Origin of the sequence: Spirosoma spitsbergense DSM 19989 (assembly GCF_000374085.1) — a bacterium.
Classification (GTDB): Bacteria; Bacteroidota; Bacteroidia; order Cytophagales; family Spirosomataceae; genus Spirosoma; species Spirosoma spitsbergense.
In genome coordinates this window covers 1-11,922 of record NZ_KB893614.1, presented here as the reverse complement: position 1 = coordinate 11,922, position 11,922 = coordinate 1, and the positions used below count along the sequence as shown (strand labels likewise).

General features: G+C 49.2%; 11 protein-coding genes and 1 tRNA gene. 5 read left to right on the top strand and 7 right to left on the bottom strand.

The features are described 5' to 3' along the window. The first annotated feature begins 16 nt into the window (after positions 1 to 16). Entirely contained in the window at positions 17 to 640 is a 624-nt protein-coding gene (locus B157_RS0132545; protein WP_026309111.1) for a C40 family peptidase, read from the top strand. Positions 641 to 715: 75 nt separating this feature from the next. Here B157_RS0132545 and B157_RS0132540 read toward each other — a convergent pair whose 3' ends face one another. Further along, positions 716 to 970 (bottom strand): GIY-YIG nuclease family protein, encoded by a 255-nt coding sequence (locus tag B157_RS0132540; RefSeq protein ID WP_020607480.1) that lies wholly within the window; start codon positions 968 to 970, stop codon positions 716 to 718. 167 nt (positions 971 to 1,137) lie between these two features. On the opposite strand from B157_RS0132540, the gene B157_RS0132535 reads away from it, so the two are divergent. After that, a tRNA-Ala gene (locus B157_RS0132535) sits at positions 1,138 to 1,211 on the top strand. Between the two features lie 122 nt (positions 1,212 to 1,333). Here the strand turns inward: B157_RS0132535 and B157_RS0132530 are convergent. Next, a complete protein-coding gene (locus B157_RS0132530; RefSeq protein ID WP_020607479.1) occupies positions 1,334 to 1,828 on the bottom strand; it encodes a hypothetical protein in 495 nt (164 codons plus the stop codon). Positions 1,829 to 1,912: 84 nt separating this feature from the next. Here B157_RS0132530 and B157_RS0132525 point away from each other — a divergent pair, with 84 nt between their 5' ends. Together B157_RS0132525 and B157_RS0132520 are read left to right on the top strand one after the other, a co-directional pair. Next, on the top strand, positions 1,913 to 3,487 hold the full coding sequence (locus B157_RS0132525) for a sensor histidine kinase (protein ID WP_020607478.1): 1,575 nt from the start codon (positions 1,913 to 1,915) through the stop codon (positions 3,485 to 3,487). After that, positions 3,474 to 4,145: a response regulator transcription factor gene (locus B157_RS0132520; RefSeq protein WP_483852517.1), complete on the top strand. Its 672-nt coding sequence runs from the start codon at positions 3,474 to 3,476 to the stop codon at positions 4,143 to 4,145. Before B157_RS0132525 ends, B157_RS0132520 begins: the two co-directional genes overlap by 14 nt. A gap of 101 nt (positions 4,146 to 4,246) precedes the next feature. Here the strand turns inward: B157_RS0132520 and polA are convergent, their stop codons facing one another. The 3 genes from polA to B157_RS0132505 form a co-directional block, all read right to left on the bottom strand. Next, complete coding sequence (gene polA, locus B157_RS0132515; RefSeq protein WP_020607476.1) at positions 4,247 to 7,324, bottom strand: DNA polymerase I; 3,078 nt, start codon at positions 7,322 to 7,324, stop codon at positions 4,247 to 4,249. A gap of 219 nt (positions 7,325 to 7,543) precedes the next feature. After that, the gene (locus B157_RS0132510) at positions 7,544 to 8,515 is read right to left on the bottom strand and encodes a fasciclin domain-containing protein (RefSeq protein WP_020607475.1); all 972 of its coding nucleotides are present in this window, start codon (positions 8,513 to 8,515) and stop codon (positions 7,544 to 7,546) included. Between the two features lie 382 nt (positions 8,516 to 8,897). Beyond that, entirely contained in the window at positions 8,898 to 9,896 is a 999-nt protein-coding gene (locus tag B157_RS0132505) for a fasciclin domain-containing protein (RefSeq protein WP_020607474.1), read from the bottom strand. 197 nt (positions 9,897 to 10,093) lie between these two features. On the opposite strand from B157_RS0132505, the gene B157_RS0132500 reads away from it, so the two are divergent. Continuing rightward, the gene (locus B157_RS0132500) at positions 10,094 to 10,549 is read left to right on the top strand and encodes a hypothetical protein (RefSeq protein WP_020607473.1); all 456 of its coding nucleotides are present in this window, start codon (positions 10,094 to 10,096) and stop codon (positions 10,547 to 10,549) included. On the opposite strand, the gene B157_RS0132495 is transcribed toward B157_RS0132500, so the two are convergent. After that, the gene (locus B157_RS0132495; protein ID WP_020607472.1) at positions 10,538 to 11,389 is read right to left on the bottom strand and encodes a sterol desaturase family protein; all 852 of its coding nucleotides are present in this window, start codon (positions 11,387 to 11,389) and stop codon (positions 10,538 to 10,540) included. The two genes, B157_RS0132500 and B157_RS0132495, sit on opposite strands and share 12 nt — an antisense overlap. 38 nt (positions 11,390 to 11,427) lie before the next feature. Continuing rightward, positions 11,428 to 11,913: an IS982 family transposase gene (locus tag B157_RS0132490; protein WP_425423221.1), complete on the bottom strand. Its 486-nt coding sequence runs from the start codon at positions 11,911 to 11,913 to the stop codon at positions 11,428 to 11,430. Positions 11,914 to 11,922 lie beyond the last annotated feature (9 nt).

Below are 11,922 nucleotides of genomic sequence, written 5' to 3'. Positions count from 1 at the left end.
CTAACCCCAATCCCGTATGCAACTACGCTGGTTCCGGGAACTGGCACGTCCCGTATTGCTGAGCGCCTGCCTGCTTTCTTTATTGACGGCCTGTGAGGCTCTCCGTTCCTCCGGCCCATCGGTCAGTCGTCGCCCTTCCTCATCTCGTCCGGTTGCCCGGCGAACAACAACGGGGAAATCATCGACTCGCTCATCCAAAACTAACATTAAGGAATCCAGTAGAGTGGTTGATAGCCGTACCTATGAGAATCGGTACGTACCTGAAGTGGTGAAAATAGCCCGAACCTATACCGGAACACCGTATCGGATGGGGGGCAACACCACAAACGGTATCGACTGCTCGGGTCTGGTCTATGTCGTTTTCAATGAAGTAGGGCTAAAAATGCCCCGGATTTCCTGGCAGCAGTCTGAAGTTGGCCACGAGGTGGAAGTAAACGAGATTTTGCCGGGGGATCTGATTTTTTTCGTGCCCGACAAAGGGCAGGCGGGGTACGTGTCGCATACGGGTATTGTGACGGAAGTGAATGGCGCACAGAATATCCGTTTTATTCATGCGTCATCATCGCGGGGGGTTCGGGAAGATAACCTGTACGGGGACTACTTCAAAGGCCGTTTCGTTAAAGCATTACGGCCCTTTTAATGCCTGCTAAAACAACAGGCTTTAAACTAGAAAAACCGCCCATAAGGCGGTTTTTTGCTTTATAAGAGAGAGCGGTCAATTAGCCGGTTGTGCACTAGCAATGAGTTCCTCCCAGTGCGCACGATCCTTTTTCTTTAGTTTCATTTCCAGACTCAGGGCTTCATTGCGGGTAGCAAACGGCTGGGTGAATTTAACTTCCCACGGTTTTCCACCAGCCGTAGCCGGATTTGTTTTGGCATTGTGTTGCCAAAGGGTGATTTTCAGGTCTTTACTCTGACCAATGAAATACTGATCAGTAGACGGGCTGTAAATAATATAAACGGTATGCATACTGGTAAGGGACTATTGTCAAAACTACACAATAGGGAATACAAAACAAAGGATAACCTGTTGAGCGGGAAAGTATGTTGATTGAAGCAAAAAAATAGATTCAGGTTTGGGGTACGTCAATTTTTTGCCCATATTTGCATCCACAAAACGCACACAAGCGGTTTGATGGGGGATTAGCTCAGCTGGCTAGAGCGCTTCCATGGCATGGAAGAGGTCATCGGTTCGACTCCGATATTCTCCACCCTAACAGACCAGTTCCATTTTGGGGCTGGTCTGTTTCTTTTGCTACTTTGCCAAAAAATAAGAGCCGCTATCTACCTGGATGGCGGCTCTTATTTTTTGGCAAAGTATGTTTCTGAGCGATTACGGCAATATTTCGGCGTCGGCCAGAATGTAGTTTAACTCGTAAATATTATCGGCATTGAGTTTGAACGTACCCCGAAATGTGTGCCGCTCGTCGGTTTTGAATTTCTTGTCGGTCTTTTTGAACTTGAGCGATACCACCGACTCTGGTCCGGCTCCTCCACAGAAGAAACAGGCACTATAGGGAAAAGCGGAAAGTACGTACGTGTTCGATTCCAGATCAACCGGTAGTATATAACCCGTTAGATCGACTGTTTTGCCACTCAGTTTCTGTACACTTTGCCCAAAGGTGGGGTAAAGCATGTAAACAGACTCTTCGGCGTACCATTTTTTCTTGAATGTCACATCGCGTAGAATCTCCCATGATAACTTTACAGGCTCAGCCGCATGAAGAATTGCTGCGTTTGTGCTTATTTGTTCTACGGGCAACGTGGCTGGCCGGAAAGCCGAAGCAACAAACAACACGAAAAGGAAAGGAATCACGATACGGTTCATAGCGTTCAAATGCATTAACAGGACAAGACAGAGGTAAAACTACGAAAAAGATTACTTTTACTAACTCACTTTACGTCAATTACATTGACTGATTTACCCGACGATAACGAAAAAAATGGCCTGGGAATTCCCGTCCGGTTCACGCATCTGTACATGACGTGGCTTATTATTCTGGCTATTCTGTTAACCCTGGGGCAGGTATTGACCCAATCGCGCATTCGGTCTATCCAGGAGGCACTACTGGTTATTCGGCATGCGGCCCTGCAAAGGCACCAGAGCCAGCAGATTGTGAAACAGGCGCTGCTTTTGGCCGATCCCAGTGAGCAGGATAGATTCGCTGAAAACGTGGCTGAACTACGACGCTTGTTTCCCATTTTTGAAAAGTACCACCTGCAAAGCCGGGTAGGTAACATCAGCAACCCTAAAGTCAGGATTACTAATTCGGATACAGTGCAGCGACTTTATGCAGGAATCCGACCACAATTTGAAGCATTCCAGCAAAGTAACCGTCGGCTAATGCGGTTGCAGCGTCCCGATGAGATTAAACAACCCGATGTACAGGCTAGCTTAAGGCTACTGCTGGCGAATGAAAAGCCATTTCTGGAAAAAATGGATGGTATCGTTGTCGAGTATAATACCGAATTGAGAAATAAACTTAACGTAATGCAATCCGTTGAGTTTTACCTTTACCTGTTTACGGGATTAGTACTTATCGGTATTGGCTGGTTGATTTTTCGGCCTGCTGCTCAAAAACTTAAACAGGCATTTGAGCAGTTAATAGAAGCGGAAAGCCAGACAACGGCAGCCAATAAGAAGTTGCTAAGTGCGAACAAGTCGTTGAAAGAAACCCGGCAGAAACTATTTGACGCGACAAAACAACAGTATGAGCAACAAATAGACGAACAGAAAATACGAACATCCTACCTGATTGCGGGTCAGGAAGAGGAACGCAAACGGCTATCGCGTGAACTGCACGATGGTCTTGGTCAAATGCTAACGGCCATCAAATTACAGATAGAAGGCCTTGAAGCCGGGCTTACCCGTGCTGCCAGCGAACAGAATACCGGAATAACGTACTCGGCCAATCTGAGAACGCTGAAGAGTTTAGTGACACAAACCATTCAGGAAACCCGAACAATATCCAATAATCTGATGCCCAGTGTGTTGAGTGATTTTGGGGTAGTCCCCGCCATTAAAATGCTGGCCGATCATGACCGAAGCGAAACGATGGATGTTACGTTCAAAACGAATCTGGCAACCAACGGTCCTCGTTTAGATAAAAACATTGAAATTATGTTGTACCGTGTAACGCAGGAAGCGGTTAGCAACGCGGTCAGGCACGCCAATCCGACCCACATAACGATTGAACTAAAGGAGCGGAGAAACTCTTTGCAATTAGTGATAAGTGACGACGGGATGGGTTTTCAGATGCCCGAAAAAAAACAGCTCAGTGAACAATTGCAGTCTGTTCAGGAACTGAACAATCTATTTAACCGAGTCGATACATCGCGCCCCCCGTCTCAGGGTTTGCAGAATATTCAGGAACGAACCAAACTGGTCAATGGTAAGTTTAAGATCAATTCCAGGCCGGGAAAAGGGACAAAATTACAAATTAGTATACCCTATCAAACGCGTTTTGCTCAGTATGACACCTACTAAATTAATGCTCGTAGACGACCATTCAATCGTTCGTGATGGAATTCGTCTCTTGTTGGAGCAGGCCGAAGGGCTGGAAATTATCGACGAGGCTAACGATGGGGAAGAGACACTGGATAAATTGAAGATGCATCAGACTAATGCAACGCTACCCGTGCTGATTCTGATGGATATTTCGCTGCCCGGTATGTCGGGGATCCAGACGACGCAGGTTATCAGCCGGTTGTACAAAAATGTGCGGGTATTGATGCTGTCCATGCATAACAATGAAGACTATATTCTCCGGTCGGTTGAGGCTGGTGCGTGTGGATATATACTGAAGGACTCATCGTCCGATGAAATGATTAAAGCGATCCGTACCATTGCCAGCGGAGAAAAATACTACAGTTCGCCCGTTGCATCCATCATTTTAAGTGGATATATGCAACAATTGAAGAAAGGGAATCGGCATGGCCGCACCGAGCGACAGTCGAAACTTTCCAATAAGGAAAAGGAAATTCTTCAATTTCTGGTGGATGGCATGAGCAGCCGCGAAATTGCCGAGAAACTGCAACTCAGCGTTCGGACGGTCGATAATCACCGGGCCAATATGATGCGTCGGCTACAGGTACGTAATGCGGCCGAACTGGTTCGGATGGCGGTGGAGGATAAACTGATCTGACTATCTGCCTGACCCGAATTGTACACGGGTCAGGCAGAATAATCCTGCCATCATTGAGCAGCACCCCGCGGGCAGTCGGGTGCAAACTATCTTTTGTCCTGCTAGTGCGCCAGCAGCCAGTTTTCGGCGATGCCGATACCGGTTTCCATCTTAACGCCCATCGGAATGGCGTTTTTCATGATATCATCGACACGGGTGCGTAATAACTCGATTTCGTCGCGGTGCGCGTCGAAGACCAGCTCATCGTGTACTGTCAGGATCATTTTGGATTTCAGCCCTTCCTGCCGCATGAAGTCGTGAATACGGATCATGGCAATCTTAAGCATATCCGCAGCACTGCCCTGAATAGGTGCGTTCACGGCGTTGCGTTCGGCGAACATTCGGTCGGTCTGGTTGCGGGAGTTGATATCGCGCAGATACCGCCGACGGCCCAGAATGGTTTCGGCGTAGCCAAAGCCCCGCGCCTTTTCAATACACTGCTCGATGTAGGCTCTTACCGCCGGGAAACCGGCGAAATACTCCTCAATAATCTGTCCGGCTTCCTTACGCGGAATCTTTAGCCGCTGGGATAGCCCGAAGGACGAGATGCCGTAGATAATACCAAAATTGATGGTTTTGGCCTGTCGGCGCATCTCGCCCGTTACCTCATCCAGCCCAACGTGAAATACTTTACTAGCGGTTTGGGTGTGAATGTCAACGCCATTGTTAAAGGCTTCCAGCATGGTTTCATCCCCACTGAAAGCCGCCATAATCCGTAGTTCGATTTGCGAATAGTCGGCCGACATAATCAGGAATTCGGGGCTGCGGGGCACAAAGGCTTTTCTGATTTCCTGCCCGCGCGGGGTCCGAATCGGAATGTTCTGCAAATTAGGATTGGTGGAAGACAACCGCCCGGTGGAGGCTACCGCCTGATTGAAAGACGTATGAATCCGGCCGTCATGCCTGCTGATAAGCAAAGGCAGGGCATCGACGTAGGTGTTTTTGAGTTTTATCAGTTCGCGGTAGTCCAGAATCTTGCGGGCTATCTCATGCTCCGCTTCCAGTTTCGAGAGAATTTCTTCGCCTGTAGCATACTGTCCGGTTTTCGTCTTTTTGGCGTTGTTGTCCAGCTTAAGTTTATCGAACAGGATTTCGCCCAGTTGCTTCGGGGAACCGATGTTAAACGTATCCCCGGCAATGTCGAAAATTTCCTGCTGCACCTGCTTCATATCCACATCGAGCGTAGCCGACAGTTCGGCCAAGGCATTGGTGTCAATCGTGATGCCTTCCAGCTCAAGGTCGGCTAAGACCTGTACTAGTGGCATCTCCACCTGGTCGAACAATTTATGCAGGTTATCTTTTTCGAGTCTTGGGGCAAACGTTTCTTTAAGTTGAAGCGTAATATCGGCATCTTCGCCGGCGTACTCGACCACTTTTTGCACGTCTACATCGCGCATGGTCAACTGACCTTTGCCTTTTTTACCAATCAGCGCTTCAATCTCAACCGGGCTATAGTTCAGGTACGTCATGGCCATCATATCCATGTTGTGCCGCATCTCCGGCTCAATCAGATAGTGGGCAATCATGGTGTCGAATAGCTTTCCCGCTACCTCTACGCCGTATTTCTTCAGCATGAGCAAATCATATTTCAGATTCTGCCCGATTTTGCCAATGGCCGGGTTTTCAAACACGGGCTTGAATTCCTCGACAATGGCCCGGGCTTCGTCCCGATTATCGGGTACGGGCACGTAAAATGCTTCTCCGGCTCGGTAAGCGAATGACAGGCCCACCAGATCAGCTTCAACAGGGTCAATGTCCGTTGTTTCGGAGTCGAAACAAATGCTGGTCTGAAGGCTCAGGTAATGCACCAGACTGGCCCGCAGTTCGGGCGTATCGACCAGCCGGTAGTCGTGTTTAACGGATAAAATCGTTTTGCGTCGCTCCGGCTGTACCTCGTCTATTTCATAATCAGGATAGACATCAAGGTATGCAGGGGCTTCCGCTACCGTAACGACGGACCGTTCCTGCCCGACTCCGTCGTCTGTTGTTACGGTATCGGTTACCTGAGCGGGTGTTGCCTCCGATGCTGACGTTACCGGTACCCGAACCGCCGTTTTCTTTGATGCCGTGGCTGGTTTTGCTGGCGCACTACCTGACCCAAAATCGAATGGCAAATCATCCGCCCCCGATGGGTTTTTTGCACTCATATTCGGGAAGGGAAGAAATGCCGGTGTATCACTGGCAGGAGAATCGAACAGATTCATCTGGGCCGATGCCGGTGCCGTTTTGAACGCATCGGGCAACGGTTTTTCGTCGTAACCCGCCCCCAGCAGCCGGGTTTTCATTTGCCGGAACTCCAGTTCATCCAGCAAAGCCGCCAGCTTGGGTTTGTCGTATTCAGTATGCCGCAGATGATTCTCATCGAACGGAACAGGTACATCCAGGTGGATTGTCGCCAGTTGTTTCGACAGTAAGCCCTGCTGCCCGAAATTGACCACGTTTTCCTTAAGTTTTCCCTTCAACTCGTCGGCGCGGGCGATCAGGTTTTCGACCGAGCCAAAGTCAGCAACCAGCTTTTGAGCCGTTTTTTCGCCCACACCCGGAATGCCCGGAATATTATCGACCGAGTCGCCCATGAGTCCTAGCATATCCGTTACCTGGTCGATACGTTCAATCTGCCAGCGTTCCAGGATGTCGGCCACGCCTAATTTTTCGGCGGGTTTACCCATAAAGGCAGGCTTGTAAATATGGATATGTTCTTCTACGAGTTGGCCGTAGTCTTTATCCGGTGTCATCATATATACCTCAAAATCAGCCAGTGCTGCCTTCTTGGCAATCGTGCCGATGATATCGTCTGCTTCGTAGCCATCCAGAATCAACATGGGGATATGCATGGCTTCTACAATCTTCTTGATATAGGGCATGGCCACACTGATATCTTCTGGCTGCGACTGCCGGTTGGCCTTGTACATCGGGAACTGCTCGTGCCGGAACGTCTTTTTCGACGAGTCGAATGCTACGCCAATGTGCGTAGGCTTTTCTTTGGTTAACACCTCCATCATGGCATTCATGAAGCCAAAGATGGCCGAGGTATTAATGCCACGCGAGGAGATACGGGGTGATTTGCTGAAAGCAAAATGAGCGCGGTAGATGAGTGCCAGCGCATCTAATAAAAACAGTTTTTTTTGTGGTTTAGCCATTCGAATGGAAGTCGCAGTGTATGCACCAAAGGTCGGGTGAGGCCGGGAAAAAACCTATCCGACTCCTTCTTTTCAGAAGCTGTTTTTAAGACTGAAAGTAGTAGCTTTCGGCCCAGGAACGTAACGTGAACAGCTTCTTGGTCAATAAAAATAGGAGCTGTTGTTTATAAGAAAACAACAGCTCCTACTGGATTTTGATTCGGCTTTACCCGTCAATTCTTACGGTAGTAACACCCGGTCCACTTTATGAATCACCCCATTGGTAGCGTTGATATTGGCCGTTGTTACATTAGCAGCGGTTGTGCCGTTGCCTTTACTGAGCAACGTTACTGCCTTGTTACTGCCAACCGCTACCGTTAATGACCCACCACCAAAGGTAGCCACGGGGCCGTTCACCAGCGTAGGCGAGTAGGCGCGGGCAGGCGCTACTACGTGGTTTGTCAGTACCGCCGTCAGCGTGGCTACCGGGGCTGCGTTGATGGCGGCTGCATTGGCAAAGCCAGCCGCCCGGAAAGCCGCATTGGTGGGCGCAAATACCGTTATAGGCGTAGTGCCGCCAAGGGCTGATGTAACAGTTGCACCACCGCGTACGGCAGCGGCAGTCAGCAGCGAGAGCGATGTATCGGCCTGCACAATCTGTAGAACGTTACCCGCCGGTGGCAGTATCACCTGATCGACCACGTGAACAACTCCGTTTGAAGCCAATACATCAGCCTGCACCACAGTGGCATTGTTGACGGACACTGCCGAACCGCTTTTGTTAACAAATAACGGTGAATTACCCGAAACCGAGGTAGGTATGGCTGTTTGCCCTGCCGGTATGGCTGATGACTGCAACGCTGTGCCGCTCACTACGTGATAAAGCAGAATATTGCTCAGTGTGGTCACCGGAGCCGCATTGATGGCGGCTGCATTGGCAAAGCCGGCTGCCCGGAAGGCATCGTCTGAGGGAGCAAAAACGGTAAACGGTCCCGTACCCGACAGCGTAGTAGCCAGCCCAGCCCGGTTTACAGCCGCTGTCAGCAGGGTAAGCTGACTGTTTGAGGTCGCTAAGTCCGTGATAGTTTTGGGCGTTGGCACCGTGGTTGGGTTGTCTTCTTTACAGCCAACGAACAGGAGGGATGACATTAACACCATGCCCGCCAGTGGAAGCAGCGAGCGGAAAGTCATTTTAACGCGATTCACTTTCATGATTATTCTGGTTTTAAATTGATTGGGAGAAATTATGTTCTTTGTACCAGAAGCGACAGTTCATTTTTTTTGTTACAACAAATAATGGTCTTCTACCCAAAAAATTTTTTAATGACCTTAAGTATCACATTGTCAACAGGTAACAGGGAAGATCCGCAGGAGTTGAATAGGACAACTCCTGTCCAAATAGAGCAGTAGCGGGGGCTTTTGCTTCCTTCCCTGCCGTAGAGTATCTGTGGTGCAGGTTTCTCAAAACCGATATTCTTCACGGGTACTCTACTGGTTTTGAGAAACCAATACCACGGTTGATACCACGGTAAAAAAAACGAGCCATCCATAGCTGGATAACCCGTTTAGTAAAGCAATGTACCTTGAAAAGTGCTTACTGCGGTAGCAATAGTCTGTCAATAATATGGACCACGCCATTGGATGCGGTAATGTCCGGACCAATGATGTTGGACGGTGTAGTGCCATTTCCTTTCCCCGTAACCGTTAGGGCTGTGGTGCTGATGCCCGCCGTGATTGTTCCGCCCTGCAGCGTGCTCAAACTGGAGCCGTCGGTAATCAACGGCGTATACACTCGGCCATTCAATACGTGGTAGGTAAGTAAACTGGCCAGTGTAGTCGCGGATGTTTTAGCAATGGTTGTTGAATCATATCCAACCGCTTTGAAAGCCGCATCCGTTGGGGCGAAAACGGTTAATGTTGTTGTGCCTGTTAGTGAACTGCCAATGCCCGCTTTGGCTACGGCTGCTGTCAGTAACTTAAACGAAGCCGTGGGTAACAGGATAGGAATGCTCTGAATGGTAGCGGCAATGTTGCCGAAAACGGGGGGGATCAATACCCGGTCGATGGCGTAAACCACGCCGTTGTTAGCTAACCCTTCAGGCTGAAACACATGTGCACCGTTGACCGATAATTTGGTGGCGGTTGTAGAGGTGCCCGACGCTACTTTTGAGATATAAACCACCCCCGTAGGCAACAGCGTATTTTGTACGGTGTTCACTGCCAGTGGTACATCTGTGGACCCAATTCGGGTGCTGAGTACGTGATACTGTAAAACTGATTTTAGCAGATCGACCGGGGCGGCATTAACGGCTGCTACATCAACATAGCCAAACGCTTTAAACGCATCGTCCGTTGGTGCAAACACCGTATACGTTCCCGGCTGACTCAGCGTGCCATCCAGTCCGGACCGGACCAGAGCCGCTTTAAGCAATGTAAACTTACTTCCGTTATTAATGAGGTCAGTAATTGTAGTGAGTGTGGGCGTTGTACTATCCTGCTTGCTACAGGCCGAAAAAGTGAGGGTTAAACTGGTCAGCAGGAGGACGAACAAGCCACATTTCTGCAGCAGCTGGGTGTACCGATTACTAGGCATGATTGATTAAAGGTTGTTTTGAGCACTATGGAAGATGAAACAGACTGATTGGAGAACGCTTCATCGATTGTATTGTTTTCTACTTTCGTTAGCAATGCTGAAAACCAGAATGTCCGGGACAGATACTCAGTTAAAATGGCTGTTGGATAGGTAAAGGTTACCCTATACCCTGTTTTTCCTGAAACACCTTTTTTACTATGCGTACCTTCTTACTCTTTCCCATTCTGGCACTGCTATCTGCCTGTCAGAGCCGTCCATCGGAGCAGACAGAAAACCAAACCTCCGCTGGAGTGACCACACTGGATACGGTATGTTACCGGCAAATCCTGAGTCGTGATACGACCACGCTCCGGTTGGCTATTGATGGAGACCAGGTAACCGGTTATCTGGACGATAAGCCGTACGAAAAAGACCGGGCGCAGGGACCATTTCGGGGCACCATTCGTGGGTCAGCAATCCAGGCCGACTGGCAGCGTTCGGGCGAGGGGATCACACAACCTTATACACTTGACCTTACCATGAATGGCGATAGTATTTCCTGGTACGAAGGCGAACGCGTTGAGCAACAGGGAAAATGGCAACTAAAAAATCCTGATACGGGCTACCGGTACACGCTCAGTAAAATTGATTGTCCGGCTACCTCATTGCAGTAGCTCTTTTTCAGGAACCGGCTCCCCAACGGGTGGTCGGTAGGGCTGGAACGGCATTTTGAGCAAACCGCCGATGTGGTCGTGCTCATGTGGTTCAGGGTGGGTATCAATACCGTAGTGCAGGTCGCTGGCGGCCATCTCGTGGTACGTACCAAAAAGCCAGTCCCAGTACGGGAAAATGTTGCCGTAATTGGTATTCGTAACCGGCAGTACGTAATGGTGATGAACGTGGTGCATGTTCGGCGTTACGATAAACACGCCAAGCAACCGGTTGGCCCAACGGGGAAGTTCGATGTTGGCGTGGTTGAACTGCGACAGCGATACCGATAGGGCCTGATACATAAAAACCAGCCACATGGGAGCACCCGTGAGCAAAATGGCCAGCGCCGTGAAAATAAACCGGACAACGCTTTCGCCGGGGTGATGCCGGTTGGCGGTTGTCGTATCCATATGCACATCGGAGTGGTGAATCAGGTGGAAGCGCCACAAAAATTTCACCTTGTACTGCGTCCAGTGGGCCAGCCACGCGCCTACTAAATCCAGTACCAGCAAGCCAGTCAGCATCTCCGCCCACAGCGGCAGGGAAACCCACTGTAGCAACCCCACCCGATGCTGAATGGCCCAATCGCTGGTTTTGAGCAGGATAAAAGCCAGCGCGAAATTGATAATGATCGTCGTCAGCGTGAAGAAAATATTGATACCTGCGTGTCGAAATTTATGGTATTTGAATCGAAATAGAGGAACTGCACTTTCAATTAGCCAGAAAATAGTGATGCCCCCTACCAGAATCAAACTCCGGTGCGATGATGGAATATGCGCAAAGTAGTCAATGACCTGCTCCATAAACGTTGTGTTGTTTTTTCTTCTTATTACCAGTAGTGCTAGTTAAAAATAAGGCTTTTAGTGTTTAACAAGGGCCTTTGGGCTAGTGCATTCAGAAAGATAGCTAACGTATGGGCCGTAAGTTTATTGACGACCCGGTTCATTAAGCCCCAAGCTGATTTGGCCCGACAGTACTGCATCTGAAACTGCTCACTTAACTGGCTATTGGTCGTCTCAATAATTTTGCGAAAGCGGGCTAAAAAAAGCTTTTCCTCTGCCGTATTCGGTAGCTGATTATCTCGCCGTTGTATAACTAACTGATAATCTGCATCATTTTCCAGCCGTTTGTGCAATCCAACATAGCCCTTATCNGCTCCAACAATGATTTGCTGACGGTAGGTCTCTAACAATTCAGGCGCAACGGTTACGTCATGATAACTGGCAGGGGCCAGCACAAAATGAGCAATTACCCCATCGGTGGTAACCATTAGATGCAAACGAAATCCATAAAAAGCCAGGTCTTTTGCAGCACAATAGCCATACATCTCCTGATG